Source organism: Frigidibacter albus (assembly GCF_009908165.1).
GTDB lineage: Bacteria > Pseudomonadota > Alphaproteobacteria > Rhodobacterales > Rhodobacteraceae > Frigidibacter > Frigidibacter albus.
The window spans coordinates 112,399-137,386 of record NZ_JAAAUC010000004.1; the positions used below are offsets into that span (position 1 = coordinate 112,399).

Annotated in this window: 20 protein-coding genes; 8 read left to right on the forward strand and 12 right to left on the reverse strand. The window is 69.1% G+C overall.

Features of this window, described 5'->3' with window-relative positions:
- Nucleotides 1-60 precede the first annotated feature (60 nt).
- The 4 genes from GVY41_RS07530 to GVY41_RS07545 all read right to left on the reverse strand — a co-directional run bounded on the left by GVY41_RS07530 (nucleotide 61) and on the right by GVY41_RS07545 (nucleotide 7,543).
- Nucleotides 61-2,676 (reverse strand): AAA family ATPase, encoded by a 2,616-nt coding sequence (locus tag GVY41_RS07530; protein ID WP_161345352.1) that lies wholly within the window; start codon nucleotides 2,674-2,676, stop codon nucleotides 61-63.
- A 13-nt stretch (nucleotides 2,677-2,689) separates the two neighbouring features.
- Nucleotides 2,690-3,811: a metallophosphoesterase family protein gene (locus GVY41_RS07535; RefSeq protein ID WP_161345350.1), complete on the reverse strand. Its 1,122-nt coding sequence runs from the start codon at nucleotides 3,809-3,811 to the stop codon at nucleotides 2,690-2,692.
- 442 nt (nucleotides 3,812-4,253) lie between these two features.
- The gene (glgX, locus tag GVY41_RS07540; RefSeq protein WP_161345348.1) at nucleotides 4,254-6,311 is read right to left on the reverse strand and encodes a glycogen debranching protein GlgX; all 2,058 of its coding nucleotides are present in this window, start codon (nucleotides 6,309-6,311) and stop codon (nucleotides 4,254-4,256) included.
- 2 nt (nucleotides 6,312-6,313) lie between these two features.
- Nucleotides 6,314-7,543: a sugar phosphate nucleotidyltransferase gene (locus GVY41_RS07545; protein WP_161345346.1), complete on the reverse strand. Its 1,230-nt coding sequence runs from the start codon at nucleotides 7,541-7,543 to the stop codon at nucleotides 6,314-6,316.
- Between the two features lie 270 nt (nucleotides 7,544-7,813).
- Here GVY41_RS07545 and GVY41_RS07550 point away from each other — a divergent pair, with 270 nt between their 5' ends.
- The 4 genes from GVY41_RS07550 to GVY41_RS20190 all read left to right on the forward strand — a co-directional run bounded on the left by GVY41_RS07550 (nucleotide 7,814) and on the right by GVY41_RS20190 (nucleotide 11,013).
- On the forward strand, nucleotides 7,814-8,494 hold the full coding sequence (locus GVY41_RS07550; protein ID WP_161345344.1) for a metal-binding protein ZinT: 681 nt from the start codon (nucleotides 7,814-7,816) through the stop codon (nucleotides 8,492-8,494).
- 173 nt (nucleotides 8,495-8,667) lie between these two features.
- Nucleotides 8,668-9,456, forward strand: a complete 789-nt coding sequence (gene blaOXA / locus GVY41_RS07555; protein ID WP_161345559.1) for a class D beta-lactamase — start codon at nucleotides 8,668-8,670, stop codon at nucleotides 9,454-9,456.
- A gap of 55 nt (nucleotides 9,457-9,511) precedes the next feature.
- A complete protein-coding gene (locus tag GVY41_RS07560; RefSeq protein ID WP_161345342.1) occupies nucleotides 9,512-9,976 on the forward strand; it encodes a GNAT family N-acetyltransferase in 465 nt (154 codons plus the stop codon).
- Between the two features lie 239 nt (nucleotides 9,977-10,215).
- Nucleotides 10,216-11,013, forward strand: a complete 798-nt coding sequence (locus GVY41_RS20190) for a hypothetical protein (protein WP_211374366.1) — start codon at nucleotides 10,216-10,218, stop codon at nucleotides 11,011-11,013.
- 85 nt (nucleotides 11,014-11,098) lie between these two features.
- Here the strand turns inward: GVY41_RS20190 and treY are convergent, their stop codons facing one another.
- Nucleotides 11,099-13,342: a malto-oligosyltrehalose synthase gene (gene treY / locus GVY41_RS07570; RefSeq protein WP_161345338.1), complete on the reverse strand. Its 2,244-nt coding sequence runs from the start codon at nucleotides 13,340-13,342 to the stop codon at nucleotides 11,099-11,101.
- Between the two features lie 2 nt (nucleotides 13,343-13,344).
- Nucleotides 13,345-15,135, reverse strand: coding sequence for a malto-oligosyltrehalose trehalohydrolase (gene treZ / locus GVY41_RS07575; protein ID WP_229725986.1), 1,791 nt, complete (start codon nucleotides 15,133-15,135; stop codon nucleotides 13,345-13,347).
- Between the two features lie 162 nt (nucleotides 15,136-15,297).
- Here treZ and GVY41_RS07580 point away from each other — a divergent pair, with 162 nt between their 5' ends.
- Together GVY41_RS07580 and GVY41_RS07585 are read left to right on the forward strand one after the other, a co-directional pair.
- Nucleotides 15,298-16,095: an SDR family oxidoreductase gene (locus GVY41_RS07580; RefSeq protein ID WP_161345336.1), complete on the forward strand. Its 798-nt coding sequence runs from the start codon at nucleotides 15,298-15,300 to the stop codon at nucleotides 16,093-16,095.
- Between the two features lie 99 nt (nucleotides 16,096-16,194).
- Nucleotides 16,195-17,223 (forward strand): AbrB family transcriptional regulator, encoded by a 1,029-nt coding sequence (locus GVY41_RS07585; protein ID WP_161345335.1) that lies wholly within the window; start codon nucleotides 16,195-16,197, stop codon nucleotides 17,221-17,223.
- On the opposite strand, the gene GVY41_RS07590 is transcribed toward GVY41_RS07585, so the two are convergent.
- Nucleotides 17,220-18,104 (reverse strand): LysR substrate-binding domain-containing protein, encoded by an 885-nt coding sequence (locus GVY41_RS07590; RefSeq protein ID WP_161345333.1) that lies wholly within the window; start codon nucleotides 18,102-18,104, stop codon nucleotides 17,220-17,222. The genes GVY41_RS07585 and GVY41_RS07590 overlap by 4 nt on opposite strands.
- A 121-nt stretch (nucleotides 18,105-18,225) precedes the next feature.
- Here GVY41_RS07590 and GVY41_RS07595 point away from each other — a divergent pair, with 121 nt between their 5' ends.
- Complete coding sequence (locus GVY41_RS07595; protein WP_161345330.1) at nucleotides 18,226-19,452, forward strand: acyl-CoA dehydrogenase; 1,227 nt, start codon at nucleotides 18,226-18,228, stop codon at nucleotides 19,450-19,452.
- A 91-nt stretch (nucleotides 19,453-19,543) separates the two neighbouring features.
- Here the strand turns inward: GVY41_RS07595 and GVY41_RS07600 are convergent, their stop codons facing one another.
- On the reverse strand, nucleotides 19,544-20,452 hold the full coding sequence (locus tag GVY41_RS07600; RefSeq protein WP_161345328.1) for a glycosyltransferase family 2 protein: 909 nt from the start codon (nucleotides 20,450-20,452) through the stop codon (nucleotides 19,544-19,546).
- 214 nt (nucleotides 20,453-20,666) lie between these two features.
- Here GVY41_RS07600 and GVY41_RS07605 point away from each other — a divergent pair, with 214 nt between their 5' ends.
- Complete coding sequence (locus tag GVY41_RS07605; protein ID WP_161345326.1) at nucleotides 20,667-21,284, forward strand: hypothetical protein; 618 nt, start codon at nucleotides 20,667-20,669, stop codon at nucleotides 21,282-21,284.
- A 30-nt stretch (nucleotides 21,285-21,314) separates the two neighbouring features.
- Here GVY41_RS07605 and GVY41_RS07610 read toward each other — a convergent pair whose 3' ends face one another.
- The 4 genes from GVY41_RS07610 to GVY41_RS07625 all read right to left on the reverse strand — a co-directional run bounded on the left by GVY41_RS07610 (nucleotide 21,315) and on the right by GVY41_RS07625 (nucleotide 24,985).
- Nucleotides 21,315-22,127, reverse strand: coding sequence for a hypothetical protein (locus GVY41_RS07610; RefSeq protein WP_229725987.1), 813 nt, complete (start codon nucleotides 22,125-22,127; stop codon nucleotides 21,315-21,317).
- 71 nt (nucleotides 22,128-22,198) lie between these two features.
- Nucleotides 22,199-22,966: a hypothetical protein gene (locus tag GVY41_RS07615; protein WP_161345324.1), complete on the reverse strand. Its 768-nt coding sequence runs from the start codon at nucleotides 22,964-22,966 to the stop codon at nucleotides 22,199-22,201.
- Complete coding sequence (locus GVY41_RS07620; RefSeq protein WP_161345322.1) at nucleotides 22,950-24,038, reverse strand: GSCFA domain-containing protein; 1,089 nt, start codon at nucleotides 24,036-24,038, stop codon at nucleotides 22,950-22,952. Before GVY41_RS07620 ends, GVY41_RS07615 begins: the two co-directional genes overlap by 17 nt.
- The gene (locus GVY41_RS07625) at nucleotides 24,035-24,985 is read right to left on the reverse strand and encodes a hypothetical protein (protein ID WP_161345320.1); all 951 of its coding nucleotides are present in this window, start codon (nucleotides 24,983-24,985) and stop codon (nucleotides 24,035-24,037) included. The genes GVY41_RS07620 and GVY41_RS07625 overlap by 4 nt, the downstream gene beginning before the upstream one ends.
- Nucleotides 24,986-24,988 lie beyond the last annotated feature (3 nt).

Sequence of the window (24,988 nt, forward strand, 5' to 3'; positions counted from 1 at the left end):
CTTCGAAGAAACGCGGAAACGACGCAGACTTCTTCGGAACCAGATGGAGTAGGCCGCAGTTTACACCGCCGTGATCCGCACCTCGGCCCTTGTGCCACCCAGGCTGGCAAAGGCCCGCTGCCGGCAGGTCAGCACCAGGATCTGCTGGTCGCGTGCCACCCGGTGCAGGGCGGTGAACATCGCCTCGATCCGGTCGTCATCGGAATGCACCAGCGCGTCATCAAGGATGATCGGCACAGTCTGGCCAGAGCGCGCAAACAGCCGCGCAAAGGCCAGCCGGGTCAGGATGGCGATCTGCTCGGCGGTGCCGCCAGACAGGATCTCCAGCGGCTCGGGCTGACCATCCCGCGTCAGGCTGACCGGCAGCAGGCTGCGGTCATCCAGCGCGAGATCGGCGCCCTCGTGCAGGATGGCCAGCAGCGGCGCCAGTTCCTGCCGCACCGGCCCGAAATAGGCCTCGCGCGCCGCGATCCGCGCCGCCGCCAGCGCCTCGCGCAGCCGGGTCAGCGCCCGCACCTCGGCCTCGCGGCGGGCGGCGCGGGCCCGGGCTTCGGTCAGGCGGCCGCGCACCTCCTCCAGCTCCTCCTCGATGCCGAGGTCGGCCTGCGAGCGGATGAAGCCATCGAGCTCGGCCACCCGCCGCGCCAGATCGCCGCTCTCCTTCGCGGCGCGGGCAGCGGCGCTTTCGGCGCGTTCCAGCCCGGCCTGCGCCGTCTGCAGATCCGGCGCGGCAGCGACCAGCGCCGCATGGGCCTGCACCGCCTCGTCCAGCCCCGCTTGCGCCGCGGCCACTGCCGCCTGCGCCGCCGCCAGCCGGTCTGGATGGTCCCCGGCCGCCTCGGCCTGCGCGGCCGCCACAGCCGCCGCCGCAGCCTGCTCCGCCGCCTCGGCCCGCGCCAGCGCATCGCTTGCCACCCCGGCCGCGCTGCGAACAGCCCCTGCCGCCGCCGTCGCCACACTCTCCGCCGCCTCGGCCTGCCGCTGCGCCGCCTCCAGTGCCGGCAGGTCGACCTCCACAGCTTCCACCGCGCCGCCCGCCACTTCGGCCGCCTTCGCCGCCTCGGCCCGCAACGCCTCGAGCCCCGCCGGGGCGAGGCTCGCCAGCAACTCGCCCGCCTGCCGCGCCGCCTCGCGGGCTGCATCCGCCTCGGCCAGCCGCGCCCGTGCAGCGCCGACAGTTTCCGCTCCACACGCCGCCAGCGCCCGCGCCAAGGCCACGTCCGCCGCCGCCAGCCGCGCCGGCAGGTCATCCTCGGCCCGCGCGCCCGGATCGACGGTCAGCCGCCCCAGCCCCGGCAGGTCCAGAACCGCCGCAGCGGTCAACCGCAGCGGCGCCTCCACCGGCGCGCCCGCCAACATCGCCCGCCCCGGCCCGTCATAGGCAAAGCGCAGCACCAGCGCCCGCGCCTCGGCCTGTGCAGCAAGGCGGGCGTGGTCCGTTGCGGCGCTTTCCGCAGCCGCCACCTGCTTCGCCGTCACCGTCAGCGCCGCCGCCCGCGCCGCGGCCGCCTCCTGCCGCGCCCGGAAGCCCTCGGCGCGCGTCAACCGCTCGGTCAGATCCGCCAGCCGCCGCGCGGCTGCCGCCGCCAACTCCGCCCGCTGCGCCGCCTGCAGCCGGGTGCGCGCCGCCACCGCCGCGCCGGACGCGGAGGCCAAGGAAGCCGCCGCCCGCGCCTCATCGCCCCGCGCCGCGGTCGCGGCCTCCCTGCGCCGCGCCAGATCCCCCGCCGCCCGCTCTTGCGTTGCCATCGCGGCGGCCAGCCGCTCGCCCTGCGCCACCAGCGCCTGCAGATCGCGGTTCGCGCCCGTCGCCCCCAGCTCCGCCACCCGCAGCGCCTGCGCCGCGCGGGCCACCCGCCCTGCATGATCCTCGGCCGCCTTGAATGCCGCCCGCGCGCCGCGCAACGCCGCCTCGCGCGCCGCCTGCGCCTCCGCCGCGTCGATCGCCTGCCGCTGCCGTTCCGCCTCGCGCCGGTCCTTCAGCGCGCCCGACAGCGCCGCCGCCAGCCGCGCCAAATCCGCCTCGCGGACCGCCAGCGCCTCGGCCTCGGTCAGCGCCTTTTCCCACGCGCCGCCCGTCTTCGGCCGGCCCGAACCCGTTGCCAGAAGCGCCAACTCCTCCCCCGCCCGCGCCAGCACCGCATCCATCCGCCGCCCGCCGGTCATCGCGTCGATCTCGCCCGCGACCGAGGACATCAGATCGCGCCGCGTCGCCAGCAGCCGCTCGCGCTCTGCCGCATTGCCCTCGGGCTCCAGCCCCGCCACACCCTGCCGCACCCAGAGCAGACCTGTCGGACCCGAGGGGCCGCCCGCCATCAGCCGCTCGATCCAGGCCTCGGCCTCGTCATCCTGCGCCACCACGCGCCCCGCGGCATCGGTCACGCGGGCGGTCGGGCGGCTCAGCCAGCGCTTGGTGATCAAGAAGCGCCCCGCGGGGAGTTCCACCTCCACCGCAACCTCCGGCGCGCCGCCCGAATGGGGTTGCAGCGACTTCACCGCCTGCTTGCTGCTGCGGTGCTTTTCGAAGAACAGCGCGTGGAGAGCGTCGAAGAAGGTGGATTTTCCGAATTCGTTGCACTCGGCCAGCACGGTGATGCCATCGCCGATGGCCTCCAGCGCCGCGCTGCGCCCGGCAAAGCGGCGCACATTGGTCAGGGTGATGGCGCGGAGTTTCATGCCCCAGCCCCCTTCATGCCAGCGCCTCTTGCGACAACGCAAACAGCCGCGACAGCGCCGCCGCCGCGACCTCACGCTCTGCCGCCGCCAGCGCCGGGTTCTCCGCCTCGGCCAGCAGTGCCTCGGCCGCTGCGCGCAGGGCGCCGCCGCGGTCGATCAGGTCGAGGTCATCGGGCCGCGCCTCGGTCGCCAGCCCCGCGAAATCGGCATCGAACCAGCCAAAATCCGGCGCCGCCGCGGCGCAGGCCGCACTCAGCGCCGCGCGTTCGGGCAAGGCCAGCCGCCCCCGCGCCACCAGCTTCACCAGCGTGTCGCGCCGCGCCGCCACCGGCGGCAGCGCCGCCGCCAGCGCGCCCTCGCCCTCGCCCGGCAGCAAGGCAAGCTCCACCATCTGCCAATCCAGCGCCCCGGTCGCCACCGGCGCCACCTGCGGCAGAGCGCCGGGTGCGGCCAGCGTCACCAGCAGCGCGCCCGCCGGTCCCGGATGCTTGAACGCCTCTGCCTCGGGCGTGCCCGAATACCAGGTGCGCGGGCCGATCTCGCGTCGCCCGTGCCAGTCGCCAAGCGCGAGATAATCCAGCCCCGACAGCGCGGCGCGGTCCGGCGGGATGATGCCAAGCGTGCCCTCCTCGCCGGTGAAATCGGTGATCGCACCATGGGCAAGGCCGATGCGGTGCTGGCCCTCCGGCGTGGATGCGCCAAACCACTCGGTCAGGTCGCGCCCCGGCCGGCGCTGCGTGCAGGGCGCGGGCAGCAGCACGCTGCCGGGCGCGAGCGCGATGGGCGCAGGCTCCAGCGCCAGCAGAAGGTTAGGTGCGGCACCAGCCCCGATCCGCCGCCACAGCTCGGCCCCGGCAAGGCTGTCATGGTTGCCGGGCATCAGCACCCAGGTCAGGTCGCCCGCCCCCGCCATCGCCTGCAGCGCCTGCCGCAGCGTGTCGGGCGCCGGGGTTTCGGCGTCGAACGTGTCGCCCGCCAGCAAGATCACCCCGGCCCCGCCCTGCCGCGCGGCCACTGCCAGCCGGCCGATCGCCCCATGCCGCGCCTCGCGCAAGCGGCCGCGGATGCCCTCGGGATAGCCGCCAAACGGCTTGCCCAGATGCAGGTCCGAGGCGTGCAGGAAGCGAAAGACCATTGGCGAAGCGTCCCCTCGGCAGCAGCCCGCCAGAATCGGGCGGGCTGGGGCGCATCCTGACCGATAGAGAGGGGGGATGTAAGGCGGGGGCGAGTGGTCGTGTGGGCCACTTGAAAGGCAAGGTGAGCGACGGCCACGTCCAGAGAGATCATCAGGGAAGGCGCCCCGGCGCGATCAGGCCGCTTGCCAGTGGCAAGTCACCCGCGCCGGTTGCCCGAAGGCGCGGGGCCGCAGGGCAAGGGGGGCCGCCAACCCGGACGGTGCCAAATTCTGATGGGACCGCCCCGGTGGACACCTATGTTCCCGCGAAGGGAGGCGGGCACATCAGAATTTTACGGACGGTGCCGAACTCTGATAGGCAACCATGGCGCATCCCGTCATCAGGTTCGGGGTGACGTCGACCGAGCCTCTGCCGGAGCCACAGGCAGCTGCGGAGCCCCCCTCACTCCTCCACCCAGACCGACACTGTCTGCCAGCCCAGCATCACGGTGCCCTCCTGCACCTCGTCCACCGCCACCGGCGTCGCGGACGTGTCGATCCGCCGCCGCCATTGCCCTTCGGGCAGCGTCACTTCGATGTCGTCCCCGGCATTGAACGCCATCACCAGCCTCGCCCCCTCGGCGCGGTCCATCACCAGCACCAGCGTCTTCAGATCACCGTCGGACCAGTCATCGTCGCTCATCGCCACGCCCGAGGGATGCAGCCAACCGACCTGCACCGCCCCCGGCAGGTCCGGCGCGCCCTCTTCCTGCGCAAAGCGGAACTTCGCCAGCCCCTCGCCCTCCTGCCGGAAGGCCATCAGGTCGGCCACCACCTGCACCAGATCGTCGTCGATATGCTCCCAGTCGGTCCAGGTGGTGTTGTTGTCCTGGCAATAGGCGTTGTTGTTGCCCTGCTGGGTGCGCGCGCCTTCGTCTCCCGCAAGGATCATCGGCACCCCCTGGCTCAGCAGCACGGTGGCCAGCATCGCCCGCACCCGGCGCTGGCGCGCCTCCATGATGCCCGGATCGTCGGTCGGCCCCTCGGCCCCAAGGTTGTCCGAGATGTTGTGGCCATGGCCATCGGCCCCGCCCTCGCCATTCGCGTCGTTGTGCTTGTCGTTGTAGGACACCGTGTCCCACAGCGTGAAGCCGTCATGCGCCGCGACGAAATTGACCGAGGAGGTCGCCGGCCGGTGCGAGTGGTTGAACTGCACCGGCGAGCCCAGCAACCGCTGCGGCATGTCCTGCAACAGCCCATCGCGCCGCCAGAAGCCGCGCACATCGTCGCGGAACTTGTCGTTCCACTCGCGGAACGGCCAGGGGAAGCCGCCGACCTGATAGCCGCCCTCGCCCACGTCCCAGGGCTCGGCGATCAGCTTGATCCCCGACAGCACCGGGTCCTGCCGCAGCGCCGCGAAGAAGGCGCCCTCGCGCTCAAATCCCGTCGCCTCGCGGCCGAGGGTGGAGGCGAGGTCGAAGCGGAAGCCGTCCACATGCATCACCTCGACCCAGTAGCGCAGGCTGTCCATCAGCATCCGCAGCACCATCGGATGCGCGACGTTCAGGGTGTTGCCGGTGCCGGTGACGTCGAAGCAATGCCGCCTGTCCTCGGCCAGCAGGTAGTAGCTGGCATTGTCGATGCCACGGAACGACAGCGTCGGCCCAAGCTCCGAGCCCTCGGCGGTGTGGTTGTAGACGACGTCGAGGATCACCTCGATCCCGGCGGCGTGGAAGCGCTTCACCGCCTCCTTCACCTCGCGCAGGTAGCCCGTCGCCAGATAGGGCCGGTGCGGCGCAAAGAAGGTCAGCGAGTTGTAGCCCCAGTAATTCGCCAGCCCCTTCTCGATCAGGTGGCGGTCGTGCAGGAAGCCCTGCACCGGCAACAGCTCGATCGCGGTCACGCCGATGCGCTGCAGATGCTCGATCACCGGCGCGCTGGCAAGGCCGCGGAAGGTGCCGCGGTCCTCCTCGGCAACGCCCGGATGCCGGAAGGTCTGGCCCTTGACATGCGCCTCGTAGACCAGGCTGCGCTCCCAGGGGGTGCGCAGCGCCGCATCGCTCTCCCAGTCGAAGGCTGCATCGACGACCACCGCCTTGGGCATGAACGGGCCGCTGTCGCGCGAGTCGAAGGTCAGGTCGTCGGTGCCGACCTGGTAGCCGAACATCGCATCGTCCCAGGTAAAGCGGCCATGCAGCTCGCGCGCATAGGGATCGAGCAGCAGCTTGTTCGGGTTGAAGCGGTGGCCCTCCTCGGGCGCATAGGGGCCATGGACGCGGTAGCCATAGGCCTGCCCCGGCTTCACACCCGGCAGATAGCCGAACCAGACCCCGCCCTCCATCGCCGGCAGCTCCAGCCGCTGCACCTCGTTGCGGGCATCGCTGTCATAGAGGCACAGCTCCACCGCCGTGGCGTTCTCCGAGAAGATCGCAAAGTTGGTGCCCTCACCGTCGAACTCGGCGCCCATCTTGTGGGCACGGCCCGCCGACAGGTCGAAGCTGCGCGACACGTCGTCGCGCATGATCACACCGCCCCCATGCTGTGCGACCGCTGTGCGCCGAAGACCGGGCGCACGACATGGGCCTCGCGCCGGGCGAGCATTGCTGCCGTGATCAGCACCGTGCCGCCGGCGCTGCAGCGGAACCAGCGCGCATCCTCGCGCGCGTCCTCGCCGATCACCAGGCCCGCCGGCACATGTGCGCCGGGCGCCACGATCGCCCGCACCACCCGCGCACCGCGCGCGACCGACCCTCCGGGCAGGATCACGCTCTCCTTCGGCCAGGGATCGACCCCCGACATCATCGCGCCGAACGGCCGCGCCTGTGCGCCGTTGCCCTGCGGCAGCACGCTGTCGGGCATGGCGCAGGGACGCGCGGCCCCGGCAAAGTCCAGCTGCGTCACGCGGTAGGCGTCCAGCGTGCCGACATCGCGCCAATAGGGCCGCAGGTCCGCGCCCTGCCCGGTCAGCCGCCAGACATTCACCGCGCCTGTCCGCACCGCGGCGGGCAGGATGTCATGACCGAAATCATGCCCAGACCCGGCATCGGCCGCATCCTCCAGCAGCCGCGCCCGCAGCCAAGGCCAGTTGAAGACATAGATCCCCATGCTGGCCAGCGCATAGGCCGGATCGGCGTCCATTCCCGGCGGATCGGCGGGCTTCTCGACAAAGGCGGTGGCCCGCCCGCTGGCATCGGCAGACAAGATCCCGAACTCGGTCCCGCTGGTGCGCGGCACCACATGCGCGGCCACGGTCATCTCAGCCCCGCTGGCCACATGCGCCTCGATCATCGGGCGAAAGTCGATCTGGCAGACATGGTCCGCCGCCATCACCATCACATACCGCGGCACCCGCGCGTCGATGGCAGCGATGTTGCGCGTCACCGCATCGGCGGTGCCGATGTATCCGTCGCAATGCCCGGTAACATCGGGCCCATGCGCGATACCCAGCCCGCCCCCCGCCGCGTCGAAGGCCGGCGCCCATCGCCCGCGCAAATGCCGGATCAGCGTGTCGGGGCGGTATTGCGTGCAGGCGATCATGTCCTTCAGGCCCGAGCGCAGGGCGTTCGCCAGCGCGAAATCCACGATGCGGCGGCTGCCGGCAAAGAATACCGCCGGCTTGCATTCGGCAGTCGTCAGCTCGTGCAGCCGGCTGCCCTTGCCGCCCGCCAGAAGGATCGCCAGCGCGCCGGCCGAAGGATCGCCGCCACGGGTTTGCGGGACGGAGTGCGGGCGGGGGGTTTGCTGGGGGCGCATGGAAACCTCGGGGGGATGCAGGGAGGGTGGAGGGGCGTTCCGGGGGGCAGCAGAGTGCTATTCCCAAGAACGCCGAGGATCGCAAAATGTTCCAGGCGAACCTGGCATTGCGACGACATTTTCGCCCCCGGGCGCGGTCCGCGCAGCGGCCCCTTCCGGTGACCCGGGAAGACCCCGGCAGAAAACCTACTTGAAACTTGTTATAGTATAACATACCACGCTCCAGCGTCGGCCGCGCCCCCGTCGCCGGCACCAAAGCAGAGGTAGACCATGAAAAATCACGTCACACGCACGGCTTGCCTGATCACGGCAGGCGTCTTCCTGATGGCCGCCCCGCTCGCGGCGCAGCAATCGGGCACAGCAGAGGCGGCCCACGATCACGCCCATGACCACTCGCACGACCATGACCACGTGTCCGAAGACATCCGCAAAGGCATCTTCGAGGATGCGCAGATCGAGGCCCGCGCCCTGTCGGACTGGGAAGGCGACTGGCAGTCGGTCTTCCCGCTGCTGCAAGATGGCACGCTGGATGCGGTCATGGCCCACAAGGCCGAACACGGTGACAAGACCGCCGAGGAGTATCGCGCCTATTACGAGATCGGCTATCGCACCGATGTGGACCGCATCGTGATCGACGGGGGCAGCGTGACCTTCCATCAGGGCGATCAGGCGCTGGCCGGCACCTATGAGGAGGACGGCCATGAGGTGCTGACCTACGAGTCGGGCAACCGCGGCGTGCGCTACATCTTCGCCAAGACCGAAGGCGATGACGCGGCCCCGGAGTTCATCCAGTTCTCCGATCACGGCATCTTCCCGGAAAAGGCCGGCCACTACCACCTCTACTGGGGCGATGACCGCGCCGCGCTGCTGGCGGAGGTCACCAACTGGCCGACCTACTACCCGTCCTCGATGACCGCCACCGAGGTGGCCGAGGAAATGCTGGCGCATTGATGCAGCCAGAGTGAAGGCCGACCATAAGGCTCAGGGGCGCGGCTGACCAACGCGCAACTCCTTTCACGCAGCCCGGCCGGAACCCGCCGCTCCTGCCCGCCCGCTGCTGACTTCGCCCCGCCGCCATGGCAGTGTCGCGCGCAGCAATCGCCCGGAGAGCCGTCTTGCGCGCCATGATCCTTTCGCTCGCCCTGCTGCTGCCCCCCGCCGCGGCGTGGGCAGAGCCACAAGCGCTTTGCACCCTGGTCACCGATGCCGCCACCGGCGCCGTGCTGGTCGAGGAGGGTGATTGCCACAGCCGCACCACCCCGGCCTCGACCTTCAAGATCCCGCTGGCGGTGATGGCCTATGATGCCGGGCTGCTGAGCGACGCCCATGCCCCGGTGATGGCCTTCCGGCCCGGCGATCCCGACTGGGGCGGCGCCAACTGGACGCGCGACACAGATCCCGCGGACTGGATGCGCTATTCGGTGGTCTGGTATTCGCAGCGCCTGACCCATGCGATGGGGGCGGGCACGCTGGCCCGCTACGCGCAGGCCTTCGGCTATGGCAATGCCGATGTCTCGGGCGATCCGGGCCCCGGCAACGGGCTCGACCGGGCCTGGATCGCCTCCTCGCTGCAGGTCTCGCCGCACGGACAGGCTGCCTTCCTGCGCGCGCTGGTGCAGGGCACCCTGCCCGCCGCGCCGCAGGCGATGGAGCACACCCGCGCCCTCGTCGAGCAGCAGGAGGTGGGCGATTGGGTGCTCCACGGCAAGACCGGCGGCGCCTATCCCCGGCGCGCGGATCGCAGTTTCGACTATGCGCGGGGCTGGGGCTGGTATGTCGGCTGGGCTACGCAAGGCAAGCGGACGCTGGTCTTCGTGCGGCTGACGCAAGCGCGAGAGCGCAGCGAGAGCTCGCCCGGCCTGCTGACGCGCGACGCCTTCGTACAGGACTGGCCGGGTCTCGCCGGGCGCTAGCGGCGCAGCAAAGCCCGCTGGCCAACCCCGCCCCCGGCCCGCTACACCTGCCCGCATGACCGAGATCCAACCCCGCCCCTACCGCCCCGAAGATCTCGCCGCCTGCCTGGCGATCTTCGACGGCAACACCCCGCCCTTCTTCGCCCCCGAAGAGCGGGCGGAGTTCTGCGCCTTCCTCGAAACCCTGCCCGCCCCGGACCGCCCCTATCTGGTGCTGACGAAAGCCGGAGAGGTCATCGCCTGCGGCGGCCTGATCATCGAGGCCGAAGGCCGTGCCAGCTTCACCTGGGGCATGGTCGCCCGCGCCCGCCACGGCCAGCGCCTCGGCACCCGGCTGACACAGGCCCGGCTGGACCTTGCGCGATCCCTGCCCGGCATCACCGGGCTGGCACTCTCCACCAGCCAGCACACGCACGGCTTCTACGAAGGCCTGGGTTTCATCACAAACAGCATCACCCAAGACGGCTTCGGCCCCGGCCTCGACCGCTGGGACATGACCCTGCCGCTGGGGGAGACATGACTCGGATCTAGCGCGAAGCGCGGAGATCCGTATTTACTGAGGCAACGCCAAACGGCCGACAGCAGATTTTCGCCAACCGAGAATATTCCACTGCAATCTTCAGTTGGCCGTGCCAGTACCCGAGAGGGCACTGGTAGGGAGTGGTACTACCGAGTTGCGTTGGCCGCCCTGCCGGCCGTAGACTATCGTACAGGAACGTTGCCGGAAGTATTGACTCGGCTTTGACTAGGGCGGACGCGGTGCGGGCAGGAAACAGACGCATCTGGGAGGGAAAGGCATGTGTCCTCTGCGGTGGCGCCCGGCCCGCCGAGAATGTGGAACATGCGCCGCCAAAATCGATTTTCCATGGCAAAATAAGGCCCGAAGGATATGCGTTTGCGTCTTGTAAAAGATGCAACAACGGATCAGGCCATCTCGACGCCCTTGCAGCTTTCGTTTGTATGTCAGGCAGGAACGAAATTCTATTCGGCGGGTGCAAACCCAGCACCCATGAGATCAATCTGGCAAGATCCGTCGCGCGTGCATTCCCCAAGATATACAAGAGAATGACATCAACCCCAATCTCGACGCCAGTTGGTCTGATAACCGGTCACGCGACGAAACTTGAGTTGACAGAGAAGACGTCGCAAAACTTTGCAAAGTGGTCGGCGAAGCAAGCTTACGCTTATTGGTCTGAGGAAAACAAGGCTTGCTTGTCTGCCGAAGCTGTTGTCGGCATAGTCATGTTGACCAATGATAGAAAAGCCGACAAGTTTCCGAATGAGATGGCAAAACTACTTGGCTCCGGCCGCACCATGACTCACGGAAAGAAATCCTTCGGAAGCCAGTTCTTCTATAGATATTCAAGGAATCCGGAGCAGGGCATAACGTTGATCCAAGCCGTCTATCATGAAAGCACTGGATTTTTTGCTCTGATTGACGAGTTGAACAAACATCCAGAACTGCAGAGCAAGATTCCGTTCAGGTTCAAGACCTCGAACGCCATGGGGATACACATGATATACCCAAAGTCTAGGTCAAGACTATTGTTTGGATAGCCTCGCGACCCTTACGGCGGTGGCCCTGCTCACCTAGGCTTGAAGTCGAAGCCAGCAAGCTTGCTCGCCCCCTCCCGGCCTACCCCTACCCCGCCTCCACCCACACCGCCACATTCCCCGTAACGCCCCCGTCGAAGCTCCACACCAGCTCCCCGGTCCCGCCCGCGTCGAGCGCCAGCCGCACTGCCTTCCCGGCATGCGCCCGCACCACCTCCAGCGGCCCGCCGGCCTCGCCCGTCACCCGCACCTCGCCTTGCGTGAACAGCTCCGGCTCCGCCGCCCGCAGCGCCAGCATCTGGCGCAGCAGCGCGGTCTTGGCCTGCCCGAAGGCCGTCACCGGCCCGCCAGCGGCCAGCGCTGCGAAGTCCACCGGCAGCCGGTTGTCGGGGTCGGTCAGGTGGAACGCCGCGTCCTCGGTGCCCTGATAGGTGTCGGGCACGCCCGGCAGCAGCAACTTCATCGCCATCTGCGCCAGCGACAGCACCGAGCCGCGGGCGTGCAGGCGCGCAACTTCCGCGGGCGGAGCCTCTGCCCAAGCCGCGCAGAGCGCCGCCGTCCAGTCCAGCGCCGCGGCCTCCGCGGCCTCGTCCGGCTCGGTATGCGTCGTGACCTCCTTGGCCTCGCGCATCGCCTTTCGCACGTGCTCGGCCAGCCGGTCCGGCACATCCGTCCGCCCCGGCTCCCACACCGCCAGCCAGCTTTGCACGATATACCAGCGCAGATTGGCGGCCACGCCTTCCGCGGGAAGCGCCTCCGCCGCCTCCCAGAGCGCCGCGAAGTCCTCCGGCGCGTGCGACATCGCCACCAGCCGCATCCGCGCATCCTCGGCCCGTTTGGTGTCATGGCTCGAAGTCAGCACCATCGCGTCCGGCGCCTCTTGGGTCCGCCGCGCGAACCACGCCGCGAACTCCTCCACCGACATCACCGGCTCATCCGGGTCCGACCCCACCTCATTCGCCGCGAGGTAGCGGTTGAAGCGGAACTCGGCGGTATCCTCATGCGCCTTGGCCGTCAGCGCGCCGGTCACCTGCTGGAACCGGGTGCGGAAGGCGGCATCCGCCCCCGGCCCGGTGATCAGCCGCGCCAGCGCCGGCACCAGCCCCGCCCCCTGCGCGGCCTCTACAGTCGCGGCCATCAGCGCCAGATCCTCGGGATGCGCCTCGCCGCCGTCCAGATAGGTCCGATAGCGCGGGAACGCCGCCAGCAGCGCGCGCACGGCCGCCGCCAGCGCGGCCCGGTCCTGCGCGGCCCGGTCCTGCGCGCCCAGGGCGGCCGTGGCCAGCCCCACCAGCGCCGTCACCTCTGCCCGCAGATCGACCGCCAGCACGTCCTCTTTGGCCTGCGCCAGCGTCGCCGCGAAACCGCCCTCATAGCCCGTCGCCCCGCGCCACGCGCTGTCCAGCGCCGCCACACCATCCGGCCACGACAGCACCCGGGCAATCGACCGCGCCGCCTCGTATCCGGTGGTCCCCTGCACCGGCCAACCCCGCAAAGCCTCGTCCCCGGTCAGGATCTTCTCCACCCACACCGGCAGATCGCCGACCCGGCCGCGCAGCTGCGCCAGATAGGCCGCAGGGTCCGCCAGTCCGTCGATATGGTCGATGCGCAGCCCATCGACCTCGCCCGCCGCGACCAGCTCGAAGATCAGCGCATGGACATCCTCGAACACCGCCGGCTCCTCGACCCGCACCCCGATCAGCTGGGTCACGTTGAAGAACCGCCGATGGCTCAGCCGCCGCTCTTCCGACCGCCAATGCCGCAGCCGCCAGTTCTGCGCGTCATGCAGGGCCTGCATCGCCTCGGGCCCGGTGCCAAGTTCCGTCCCCGGCGCCAGCGGCAACACCAGCGCGCCGATCCGCAGCACAGGGCCCTCTGGCGCCTCCTCCACCACAGCCTCCGCCAGCGCCTCTGCCAGATCGCCCTCCAGCATCGGCAGCAGCAACCCGCCCCCGCCCCAGTCGATGTCGAAATGCCGCGCGAACCGGCTGTCCTTGCCATGCCGCATCACATCCGCGAGCCACGGCGTCGCCACGTCGAAGGCCATATGGTTCGGCACCACATCGAGGATCAGCCCCATCCCCTGCGCCCGCGCCGCCGCCGCCAGCCGCGAATACCCCGCGCGCCCGCCCAGAACCGGGTCGATCCGGGTCGGGTCGGTGATGTCATAGCCGTGGGTCGATCCCTCGCGCGCCACCTGCACCGGCGACAGAAACAGATGGCTGATCCCCAGCCCGCGCAGGTAAGGCAGGATTGCCTCGGCCTCGGCAAACCCGACCCCGCCGCGCAGCTGCAGCCGATATGTCGCCGTCACCGGCACCCTGTCCGCCATCGTCACACCTCCACCCAGACCGCAAATCCACATTCCTCCGTTTCGAACCCCAGATCGGGGGCGCGCAGCGGCACATCCGCCTCCATAACGTCCGCCTCCATGCCCGCATCCGGCCCGAACCGCGCCGTGACGATCAGCCGCCCCGCCACGAACGGCCATTCCGCCCGCAGCGCCCGCTCGCCCATGCGCGTGACGACAGGATCGCCCGCGCGGCCGGACTTCAGCAGCGGCACGATGCCCCCGGCCCGGAGCGCCAGCAGCCGCGCCGTCAGCTCGCGCCACTCCGCCGCCCGCGCGCTGCCGCTTTCTGCAAAGGGGCGCGAGGCGTCGCGGGTGGCGGGGTCCAGCGGATCGGGCGCCCGTTCGGCAAAGCCCTTGAACCCGGCGAATTCCTTGGCGCGGCCCTTCCGCAAAGCCTCCGCCAGATCGCCGTGGAAATCGGCAAAGAACAGGAAAGGGGCGCGCGAGCCTTCTTCCTCGCCCATGAACAGCAGCGGCGTGAACGGCGCGCACAGCAGCAGCGCATGGGCCACCTGCAAGGGCGCATCCTCGGCCAGCGCCGTCAGCCGCTCACCCAGGGCCCGGTTTCCGGTCTGGTCATGGTTCTGGTTGAAGTTGATGAAGCTGGGCCAAGGCAGATGCGCCGAAGACTCGCCCCGCAGCTTTTCGGTGCCCGGCCGCGGCTGGCCCTGCTCCACATAGCCACATTCCAAAGCGAGGCACAGATCGGCCATCGGATCGGCGGCATAGGGCGCGTAATAGGCCTCGTCCTCGCCGGTCAGCAGGCAATGGATGGCGTGGTGGTAGTCGTCGTTCCACTCGGCCGTGTACAGCTCGGCCTCGGGCTCATGCAGGCGAGTGATGTTGCGGTTGTCCTCGGTGGTCAGGTGGATCGGCCTGCCCAGATCGGCGGCGCGGACCCTTTGCGCCAGCTCCACCAGCAGCTCCGGCTCCGACGGGTCCTCGATCTGGTCGGTGGCATCCAGCCGCAGCCCGTCCAGCCGGTATTCGGTCAGCCAATACAGCGCATTCTCGATGAAGAACGCCCGCACCGGCGGACCCGAATAGTCGATCCCGGCGCCCCAGGGCGTGTGCCGCTGCGTGTCGAAGAACTCCGGCGCATAGGCGTGCAGATAGGCGCCGTCCGGGCCGAAATGGTTATAGACCACGTCCAGCAGCACCATGATCCCGTGGTCCTGCGCCGCCGCGATCAGCGCCTTCAGATCGTCCGGGCTGCCGTAGTTTCGGTGCGGCGCATAGGGCAGCACCCCGTCATAACCCCAGCCATGCCTGCCGGTGAACTGGCCGACCGGCAGCAGCTCGATCGCGGTGATGCCGAGCTTGGCCAGATCTCGCAGGCGGCGCGCGGCGGCGGCGAAGGTGCCTTCCTCGGTGAAGGTGCCGATATGCAGCTCATAGATCACTGCCTCTTCCCAAGACCGCCCGGCCCAGGGCTGGTCCCAGCGAAACCCGCGCGGATCAAGCAGCAGCGACGGCCCATGCACATCCCCCGCCTGCGCCCGTGCGGCCGGGTCGGGGCGGACGCTGCCGTCGAGGACGAAGCCATACTCGGCGCCGGGTTCTCCCGCCGCCTCGCCGCGCCAGAAGCCGTCCGGCTGGCGCTGCAACGGCGTGTCGCTCCCCCCAACCCTCACCGCCACCTCTGCAACGGACGGCGCCCAGATCCCGAACAGCCAGCGCCCGTCCCCCAGCGGCTCCGCGCCCCAGCTGCGCGGGAAATGCAGCATCTCGCCGGTCATGAGGGCAGGCGGATCGGCAGGGGCGTCGGTCACGGGCGGCACTCCAAAGCGGGGAAACGCGGCGCGCAGGGCGGCGGCGCCGGTCCGTCAAGAACCGGCTGCGGTGCCTGTTTGTTCCGGGCGCCGCGCAACTTTTCGGCGGGAACTTTTCCCCTGCCCCGCCGCTGTTCCGGCATCCCCCAAGAGGAGCCGCCCATGGACCGCAATGCCCCCGCCGACTTCGCCCCCCGCTACCCCGGCTCCGGCCGCCTGGCCGGCCGCGTCGCCTTCGTTTCGGGCGGCGCCTCGGGCATCGGCCGCGCCGTGGTGCGGCTGTTCGCGCGCGAGGGCGCCAGCGTGGTGATCCCCTGGCATGGCGACGAGGCCGAGGCGCGCGAGGTCGAGGCCGAGGCCCGCGCCGAGGGCGCCGAGGTGCTGGTGCTGCAGCTCGACGCGGCGGATCGGGGATCGTGCTTCGCGGCCATCGCCGAGACTGTGAACCACTTCGGCCGCCTCGACGTGCTGGTCTGCAATGCCAGCATCCAGACCATCGAGGACGACGTGCTGAAGATCACCGAGGATCAGGTAGAGGCGCTCTTCCGCACCAATGTCTTCGGCTACCTCTGGCTGGTGCAGGCGGCGCTGCCGCACCTCGCCCCCGGCGCATCGGTGATCTTCACCACCTCGGTCAACGCCTATCGCGGCAACCATCTGCTCATCGACTACTCCGCCAGCAAGGGTGCCGAGCTGAGCCTTCTGCGCGCCCTCTCCCTCAACCTCGCGGATCGCGGCATAAGGGTGAACGGCGTCGCGCCGGGGCCGGTCTGGACGCCGCTGATCCCGGAAACGACGCCCGAGGAAGACCTGGCGGACTTCGGCAACGACACCCCGATGAAGCGGCCGGCGCAACCCAATGAAATCGCTCCGGCTTTTCTGTTCCTGGCTTGCGAGGATGCGAGCTATGTCACCGGGCAGGTGATCCACCCTAATGGCGGAACGCCGGTTTCGGGATAAATTCCAAGGGCTTGGGCGGCGTTCCTCACAAACCACATCACCCTCCCCCCGTAACTCCCCCCCTTGCATCCGCCCCCACAACCGCGGACATCTTGCCGCATGATCCGCACGCTCCCCCGCAAACGACTCCTCACCCTCATCGCCGCGGGCATCGGTGCCATAGCCTTCCTCCTCCTCAACCTGCCGCTGCCCTTCCTGCTCGGGCCCATGCTCGCCTGCCTGATCGTCGCGCTGGCGGGGGCACCGATGGCCGACATGGGGGCGGTGGGCATCTTCATGCGCACCTTCCTGGGCGTCGCCATCGGCGCCACGGTGACGCCGGGGATGCTGGCGGCGCTGCCCTCCTACGGGATCACGCTGGCGATGGTCCCGGTCTTCGTGCTGGCGATCGGGGCGGTCGGCTATCCGTTCTTCCGGAAGATGGGCTTCGACCATCCCACCGCCTTCTACGCAGCCATGCCCGGAGGCTTGCAGGACATGCTGGTCTTCGGCGCCGAGGCGGGCGGCGACGTGCGCGCCATGAGCCTGATCCATGCCACCCGCGTGCTGGTGATCGTCACCGCCGCGCCGGTGATCCTGCATCTGGCCTGGGGCGCGGACCTGACGCTGCCGCCGGGCATCCCGTTTTCGCAGGTGCCTCTGCATGAAATCGCGCTGATGGCGCTCGCCGGCCTCGTCGGCTGGAAGGGCGGCGAGCGCATCGGCCTCTTCGGCGCCTCGATCCTCGGCCCGCTGATCCTGACTGCGGCGCTGAGCCTGTCGGGCATCATCCATTCCCGCCCGCCGGCCGAGGTGATCATGGCCTCGCAATTCTTCATCGGCATCGCGGTCGGTGCAAAATATTCCGGCATCACCTGGCGCGAGCTGCGGGTGGATGTCGGCGCCGGCATCGCCTTCTCGCTGATGCTGGCGGCCATCTCGCTGGCGGTGTTCGCGCTGGTCAGCCTGCTGTCGGACGCGCCGCCGCTGGACCTGCTGCTGGCCTTCCTGCCCGGCGGGCAGGCGGAAATGGCGGTGATCGCCATCGTTGCCGGGGCGGATGTGGCCTTCGTGGTGGCGCACCATCTGCTGCGGATCTTCGTGGTGATCCTGCTGGCGCCGCTGGTCGCGCGCTGGATGGGCCGCTAACCCTCGGCCTCCGTCACCAGCCAGTCGCGGAAGGCGCGGAAGCTGGCGCGCTCCTCGCTCCGCTCCGGCCAGCTCAGCGCATAGGGCCAGCGCCCGGGCATCGAGCGGCGCGAGGCAAGCCGCAGGGCGCCGCCGGCAAGGTCCGCCCCCACCAGCACCTCGGGCACCAGCGCCGCCCCCATCCCCGCCCGCGCCGCCGCCAGCACCATCCCGAACTGCTCGAACCGCGCGCCGCGCAGGATGGTGATCGGGTCCATCCCGGCATCCAGAAACCAGTCCAGCCACAGGTTCGGCCGCGTCGCCTGTTGCAGCAGCGGCAGGCGCGCGAGGTCTGCATCCTCCAGCGGCCCCTCGCCCAGCAGCCGCGGCGCCGCCACCACCACCAGCCGTTCGGGCACCAGCACGGCCGTTCGCAGCCCCGGCCGCGGCGGGCCGCGCAGCACCGCGAGGTCAACGGGGGCGCGGTCGAAATCCACCGGCTCCAGCGTCGCGGTCATGTCGAAGGTCACGTCGGGCGCGCCGGCGGCGAAGCGGCGCAGCCGAGGGATCAGCCAGACCGCGCCGAAGGTCGGCAGCGCCGCGATGCGCAGCACCTCGGAATGCCCGCCGAAGGACATCACCGTCAGCGCCGCGGCATCGAGATCGGCGAGGATCCGCCCCGCCTCGGGCAGCATGGCGCGCCCGGCATCCGACAGGATCAGCCGCTGCCGCACCCGGTGGAACAGCCGCACCCCCAGCCGCGCCTCGAGGCTGTTGAGCGAGCGGCTGACCGCGCTTTGCGTGAGCCCGAGGGCGGCGGCGGCGCGGGTGGTGGACCCGGTCTCCGCTGCCTGCACGAAGGCCTGCAATTCGGGCAGCGTCGGCGTGTAGGCATGGCGCATGGCGGGGCCTGTTGATGAGTTTCCCTCATGACCCTGTAAAGCCTATTCATTTGAACCCGGCAAGCGGCGGGTCTAAAAGGGACCATCGCAGCACGCCTGCACAGCACAGCCGAGGACCGCCATGACCCAAGCAGATCGCCCCAAGCTCAAGGCCAAGGACGCCCCCGATCTCGGCCGCTTCGACTGGGAAGACGCGTTCCGGCTGGAAGACCAGCTGACCGAGGAAGAGCGGATGCTGCGGGACGCTGCCCGCGCCTATGCGCAGGAAAAGCTGCAACCGCGGGTCATCGCCGCCTATCGCGAGGAAAACACCGACCCCGCGATCTTTGCCGAGATGGGCGAGATGGGGCTTTTGGGCGTGACCATCCCCGAGGAATATGGCGGGCTCGGCGCCGGCTATGTCGCCTATGGCCTTGTCGCGCGGGAAGTGGAGCGGGTCGACAGCGGCTATCGCAGCATGATGTCTGTGCAATCGAGCCTGGTGATGTATCCGATCTATGCCTATGGCTCCGAGGAACAGCGCCGCAAGTACCTGCCCAAGCTGGCGTCCGGGGAATGGATCGGCTGCTTTGGCCTGACCGAGCCCGATGCCGGGTCCGACCCCGCCGGCATGAAGACCGTCGCCCGCAAGACCGACGGCGGCTATGTGCTGAATGGCGCGAAGATGTGGATCTCCAACTCGCCCATTGCAGACGTGTTCGTGGTCTGGGCGAAGTCAGAGGCGCATGGTGGCAAGATCCGCGGCTTCGTGCTCGACAAGGGCATGAAGGGCCTCAGCGCGCCCAAGATCGGCGGCAAGCTGTCCTTGCGCGCCTCGATCACCGGCGAGATCGTGATGCAGGATGTGGAAGTGGGCGAGGACGCGCTGCTGCCGCATGTCGAAGGGCTGAAGGGCCCGTTCGGCTGCCTCAACCGCGCCCGCTATGGTATCAGCTGGGGGGTGCTTGGCGCCGCCGAGTTCTGCTGGCACGCGGCCCGCAGCTACGGCCTCGACCGCAAGCAGTTCAACCGGCCGCTGGCGCAGACCCAGCTTTACCAGCTGAAGCTGGCGAACATGATGACCGAGATCAGCCTTGGCCTTCAGGCCAGCCTGCGCGTCGGCCGGCTGATGGACACGGCCGAGGCGGCGCCCGAGATGATCTCGCTGGTCAAGCGCAACAATTGCGGCAAGGCGCTGGAGATTGCCCGCGCCTCGCGCGACATGCATGGCGGCAACGGCATCCAGGAAGACTTCCAGATCATGCGCCACATGGTGAACCTCGAGACGGTCAACACCTATGAGGGCACCCATGACGTGCACGCGCTGATCCTCGGCCGCGCGATCACCGGGCTGCAGGCGTTCTTCTGAACCCTTCCAGCTTCTTGCTGGCGAAAATATCCCGGGGGGAGTCCGAAGGACGGGGGGCAGCGCCCCCCTTCTTTTTCTCTGCCAAGGCCCGTTACACCAGCCCCGTAAACCGCTCCGGCAACCGGTAGAGCTCCTTGCTGCGCCCGCCGCCGAAGAACCAGTGCCCGCCCGGGGTCACCTCGCGCTTCTTCTCGACCATCAGCTTGCGGAACTCGGCGAAGTCGACCGTCTCCGCCACCGGCTCCAGCTTGGACAGCCGCTCATAGGTCTCGCCGTCCTTCTCCCAGGTGCTGCGGCGGGGCTTGTCGCTGCCGATGGTCGCCGCCTCCAGCACCTTCATCTGCCGGCGGCTTTCCAGCCTGGCCATGGTGGTGTCATGGTCGAAGAAGCGCAGATGCACGAGGTAGAGGTTCGGGTCGACCGTTCGCTTGTGGATGTTGCACGAATGCCCGCCGGGCGAGAACTGGATCGGGCTGCGGGTCAGGCAGGGCTTGGAGTAGTTGGCGTTCAGCCGGAACAGCCGCCGTCGCGACAGGATCGGCGCGTCCTCGGCCACCGGGTCGGGCTCAATGGCGGGATTGTGGATGATCTCGATCCCCAGCGGGCAGAACACCGCCGGCGTGTAGCGCGGCTTGAACGAGGTGACATAGGTCAGCAGGTCCGGCGCCACCTCGGGATCGACCAGCACCACCTCGTCGACATCGCCGCAGATGACCCAGTTGTAATAGCGCAGCAGGCCGCTGGTGAAGGCCGACTGGATCGCCCAACGGCGCATCTCCACCTTGGTGCGGCTTTCGTCATAGGGGACGTGGATGACGTTGGCGCCCTCGGCGATGCGGCGGGTTTCGGGGTCGTTGCCGTGGCTGAGCACGAAGAGGTTCTCGCGCCCGAACTGCGCGCCGTAATAGGCCAGCCAGCGGCGCAGGAAGAAGTAGTCGCCCTTGATCATCGTCACCGCGGCGCCGGGCGCCTTGGTCTCGTCCATGATGGTTCCAGCCATGCCGCCCGCCCCGGTTTCCGCTTTTGCGCAGAATGGCATAGCGGCTGCGGGCGGGCAATGGCGGCCGGCGGTTCCCCCCTCGCGGCAGTTGCCGCAGGCAGGGCCGGATGCTAGCGTTCGGCACCGATGCCGCAGCCCTGCGGGTTGGGCTAGGCAGGAGGCGCGGCATGGCGGCAGAGGCGCGTGGGGCGTGGGCGCTGCAGGGGGACCAGGGATGAGCAACGCGGTTGGAGCCGAGGCGCCACAGGGCGCATTCCGCCCGGTGATGTGGTTCCCCCAAGAGGTGAAGGCCTTCGTACAAGAGCGCTACCGCGCGGCCGGTGCCATCCTGGAATATGGCACCGGCGGCTCGACGGTTTTCGCCGCGGGCGAGACCACCGCGCGGATCCTGAGCATCGAGAGCGACCGCGACTGGGCCGCGAAGATTGCGGACCATCTGGAAAGCGAGGGCCTTGCCCGGCCGGGGGTGGAAATCCGTTGGCTGGATATCGGGCCGACCGGCCCCTGGGGCAAGCCGACGCGGCCGCGCGACTGGGGCAAGTTCCACAGCTACCCGATGCAGCCGTGGCAGGGCCTGGGCTTCGATCCCGACCTGGTGATGATCGACGGGCGCTTCCGGCTTGGCTGCCTCGTGGCGGCCGCCTTGCATTGCCGCCGCCCCCTGACCGTGCTGATCGACGATTATCAGGGCCGCCCGCCCTATCACCGCGCCGAGACGATCTTTCCGCTGACGCGGATGATCGGCCATATGGCGCAGTTCGATCTGGAGCCGCGGACGTTCACCAATGCCGAGTTCGCGCGGATGCTGCCCTGGTTCTTCACCGTGGAATGACGGCCCCGGGCTGCGCCGGGGCCGTGCGGCCTATTCCTCCAGTGCGGCAGCAGGGTCGATGCCCACCTCTTCGCACATCCGCGCGGCATAGCTGCCGGGCAGCGGCGGGTTCTTGCGCCAGTAGGGCTTGGTGCCGTTGGTGTAGAGATGCACCGAGAGCGTGGCATCGGTGAAATGCCCCTCGACCCTTCCATAGGGGTCGTAGAACACGTCATTGAGCTGGAACGGCACCGGGTAGAGCACCTCGCGCGGGGCCGCTTTCTCGAAATCGCCGGTCTTCTTGGCGAAATGGGTGAAGGCCTGGGGGCCGAAGGCCGTGCGCTCCACCTCGTAGATGCGGATCGACAGCGGCACCGACGGGTCCAGCGCGTCCATCTTCTTGCGCAGGCGTTTCGGCCACCACTCGGGATAGGCGGGCAGGTTGTCGTAATAGTCCAGCAGCGCGTCCATCAGCGCGCAATCCTGCGGCAGGCCGACCACGCCGCAGTTCAGCGCGCCGATCATGCCGTGGCCGCCGAACACATAGTCCATGTCCTCGGGGAAGGGCCGGTGGCAGAAGGCATCGCAATCGATCCAGATCGCGCCGGTCTTCTTGATCATCTTGTAGCGGAACACGTTCGACAGGAACGAGGGCGAGGTCTCCTTCACCACCTTCATGTCGATCTCCATGATGTCCGAGGCGGGGCGCAGCTCCACTCCTTCGGGCGCGTTCTTCACGTCATCGGTGCAGTAGAGCGTGGTCGGGTGCCCCTGCAGCAGATGCGATTTCAGGCACAGCTGGTTGAGGTAATGCAGGCGCTCGCCGATCCACAGCGAGGCAACCGGGCGTCGGTTCAGTTCCATTCAAAAGCGTCCTTCCTGTCCGGTTTCATGCTGCCGATCTTCCCGGCTGCGCGCGGCATGTGTCGGCATCCCTATGCCGCCTGTTCGTCGGTTTTACGAAGCGGCGCAAGCGCCTGCATCAGCCCGCGCAGCACCAGCCGGCCATATGCCCCGTTCTTGTGCGTGCTGTCGCCGCGCGTCGCGGCATGGCGCGTTGCATAGGCGGCGGCGGTAAAGCAGCCAAGGGTCACGCTGCGGTCTGCCTGCGGCAGAAGCGTGATGCCATCCTCGGCCATCACCTCGCGCACCAGCGCCCAGATCGCCGCGCGATCGGCGGCGGTGCCGTGGACGGCATCCGGAAAGCTGTCCAGATACTCGGTGCTGATCCCCTCGGTCGGGAAGGAGACCGGCGCGAACAGGATCTGCGCGGCCCCTTGCGCCGCGAAGGCCCGGGCAAAGCCATAGGGGCGCTGGTCGGTCAGATGCGCGCGGATCATCTCGCGCCGCACGCCGGTGGACAAGAACAGGTCCGGGTGGCGGGCGCGGTGCAGGAATTCGGCGAAGAGCATGTTCAGCCGGGTGCGCGCGCCCATGAACAGGATCGCCTCGAACTCCTCGGGGCGCAGCCTCCGGCGGCCGTGCAGGTTGACGGCGGCGAAGCGGTCCGCGGTCGTCTCGTCATCGGGGACCAGCGCGCCGTCTTGCAGGCTGATCTTGTGGAAGCGGTGGCCGACGGTGCCCCAGAACTCCAGATCGACCGGCGGATCGGTCAGCGCGCGCCCCTTCACCGCATGGCGCAGGCAGGCGATATGGCTGTCGCCGAAGATGCACAGGCGGATCGGATCACTTGGCAAAGGCACCCAGCAACTCCTCTTCACAGTGCAGGGCGGCCTCGGCATCCCCCTGTTCGGTCTCTTCGCGGGACTGGCGTTCGGCACGGGTTTCGGGCGTTGGCGTGGGCTCTGCCGTGGCCGGCGCGCCGAACACCCGCGCCTGATCGGCGAAGAAACTGTCCATGACGAAGCCCACACCCTCGGGCAGGACCGAGCGCAGGTTGCCGGCATAGAACATGCCGCGGAACGGGGTGCCGGTGATGATCTCGTAGGAGGGGAAGTAATCGACGCCGGGATCTTCCTGCGCGAGCGTCCCCGCCACGGCGCGCAGCACCGATTTGGAGTAGCTGGTCGCATTGAGCACATGCGTGCCGCTGGCGGTGGCGGTCAGCGGCACCGGCGAGACGGTCAGCAGCACCCGCAGCCTGGGGTTATGGGTGCGCAGCAGCGCCAGCGCATCGCGCATCCGGGACAGGACCGCATCATAGCCCTGATTGACGAAGCGGTGATAGCGCGGGCGGAATTTGCCGGCCACCGTGCCCGGGCAGATGGCGTATTCCACGCCGCTGCGCGAATGCTGCCAGCTTTCGGTCAGGCCGAGCGTGAAGACGAAGACATCCGCCTGCGTCACTGCGCGGCGGATCGCGGAAAGCGTCGCCGCGCGCGAGGCCAGCGCTTCCTCGCGGGTCACAAAGCCGCCGGGCTCCACCGCCGGACGGAAGGGGTCGAAGACGCGGCCGTCCTTGTCCCACAGATCCTCGGGCGGGGGCGTGTCGCCGAATGCCCAGTCCAGCCACTGCGCCAGCATGTTGGTGGTGTAGATATTGCCGGTGCGGAAGCTGAAGGTGCCATAGTGGAACTGGCCGCGCAGAGCCTCGGCCAGGCGGGAGGGCGCGGGTTCGGCATCCAGCCAGTGATAGCCACGCGCCGCCAGCGCCCGGCCGATATGCTGCGCAAAGCACGAGCCCGCGGTGACGATGCGGTCGCGCCGGGCGATGCGGAACTTCGGTGTCCACAGCCCCTCGATCTGCAGCGGGTCGCGCTCGGCCACGGCGGGGCGCCAGAAGCTGCTTTGGGGCAGGTCGTCATAAGGGGTCATTGCGCCCTCCCCTTTGCCAGATCCGGGTGCTGTTCCAGCAGCTTGCGGCGGGCGGTGTGGGCAAACAGGTAGCTGCCCTCTGCCAGCATGTAATCGCAGGCGCGCAGCAGCAGCCGCGGATGATTGCGCTGCGCCAGCGTCTCGATGAAGTTCCGCCGCCAGGTGCGCAGGCCCTTGCGGCGGCGCAGGTTGCGCCAGAATTCGGCCCCGACATCGCCGGTTTCGGCAAATTCGCGCAGCATCTGCGGCAACGCGTCGGATTTCACCACGGTGCGGATCGCCTGATGGCTGGAATGGCCAAGGCGCAGGAAGCGCACCCCGGGCCCCTTCAGACGCGCGGCGTGCAGCCGGTCCTCGGGCACGAAGGGGTCGTAGAGGATGACGGCGTTCTGGACGTAGGGGATGGCCGCGGCGGCATCGAGGAAGGGCTGGTCGGTCCAGTTCATCCGCGTGACCGGGTGGGAAAAGCGCTTCTCGAACGGGCAGATCTCGCGGCTCATGGTGGATTGCGGGCTGAAGGCCAGCACCTGCGCGCCGGGGATCAGCGGCGCGAAATTCAGCGCGGCGAACCCGCCCATCGAGGCGCCGACCAGCACCACGGTATCGAACTGCGCGAAGAAGCCGCGCTGTTGCAGGCCGCGGATCAGATAGGGGGCGCTCTCCTGCCGGAACCAGTCCTTGCGGAAGCTTTGCACCCCCAGCAGCGAATATCCCAGAGACGCGATGCGGGCATGCATCCAGGGCTGGCGCGGATAGGGCGTGTCGAGGGTGGCGAGGTTGTCGAAGGTGACGAACAGCACCGGGCCGCGGCGTTCGAACCACAGGTTGCCCTCGGCCCCCTCCAGCAGGAACGTATCGAGCCCCGGCGCCGCATCCATCGTGGCGACCGGTGGCATCGCCAGCGTGGCGGCCCCGTCATCCTCGTCTGTTTCTGCCGGCTGCTCCATCCC

Excerpts from the sequence above, each read along its gene's own strand:
- GVY41_RS07620 (WP_161345322.1), bottom strand. The coding sequence starts at position 24,038 with ATGACCCCTTATGACGACCTGCCCCAAAGCAGCTTCTGGCGCCCCGCC.
- GVY41_RS07585 (WP_161345335.1), top strand. The coding sequence starts at position 16,195 with ATGATCCGCACGCTCCCCCGCAAACGACTCCTCACCCTCATCGCCGCG.
- GVY41_RS07560 (WP_161345342.1), top strand. The coding sequence starts at position 9,512 with ATGACCGAGATCCAACCCCGCCCCTACCGCCCCGAAGATCTCGCCGCC.
- GVY41_RS07535 (WP_161345350.1), bottom strand. The coding sequence starts at position 3,811 with ATGGTCTTTCGCTTCCTGCACGCCTCGGACCTGCATCTGGGCAAGCCG.
- GVY41_RS07605 (WP_161345326.1), top strand. The coding sequence starts at position 20,667 with ATGAGCAACGCGGTTGGAGCCGAGGCGCCACAGGGCGCATTCCGCCCG.
- GVY41_RS07580 (WP_161345336.1), top strand. The coding sequence starts at position 15,298 with ATGGACCGCAATGCCCCCGCCGACTTCGCCCCCCGCTACCCCGGCTCC.
- blaOXA (WP_161345559.1), top strand. The coding sequence starts at position 8,668 with ATGATCCTTTCGCTCGCCCTGCTGCTGCCCCCCGCCGCGGCGTGGGCA.
- glgX (WP_161345348.1), bottom strand. The coding sequence starts at position 6,311 with ATGCGCGACGACGTGTCGCGCAGCTTCGACCTGTCGGCGGGCCGTGCC.
- GVY41_RS07590 (WP_161345333.1), bottom strand. The coding sequence starts at position 18,104 with ATGCGCCATGCCTACACGCCGACGCTGCCCGAATTGCAGGCCTTCGTG.
- GVY41_RS07600 (WP_161345328.1), bottom strand. The coding sequence starts at position 20,452 with ATGGCTGGAACCATCATGGACGAGACCAAGGCGCCCGGCGCCGCGGTG.
- GVY41_RS07550 (WP_161345344.1), top strand. The coding sequence starts at position 7,814 with ATGAAAAATCACGTCACACGCACGGCTTGCCTGATCACGGCAGGCGTC.
- GVY41_RS07530 (WP_161345352.1), bottom strand. The coding sequence starts at position 2,676 with ATGAAACTCCGCGCCATCACCCTGACCAATGTGCGCCGCTTTGCCGGG.
- GVY41_RS07610 (WP_229725987.1), bottom strand. The coding sequence starts at position 22,127 with ATGGAACTGAACCGACGCCCGGTTGCCTCGCTGTGGATCGGCGAGCGC.
- GVY41_RS07595 (WP_161345330.1), top strand. The coding sequence starts at position 18,226 with ATGACCCAAGCAGATCGCCCCAAGCTCAAGGCCAAGGACGCCCCCGAT.
- treY (WP_161345338.1), bottom strand. The coding sequence starts at position 13,342 with ATGGCGGACAGGGTGCCGGTGACGGCGACATATCGGCTGCAGCTGCGC.
- GVY41_RS07545 (WP_161345346.1), bottom strand. The coding sequence starts at position 7,543 with ATGCGCCCCCAGCAAACCCCCCGCCCGCACTCCGTCCCGCAAACCCGT.
- GVY41_RS07625 (WP_161345320.1), bottom strand. The coding sequence starts at position 24,985 with ATGGAGCAGCCGGCAGAAACAGACGAGGATGACGGGGCCGCCACGCTG.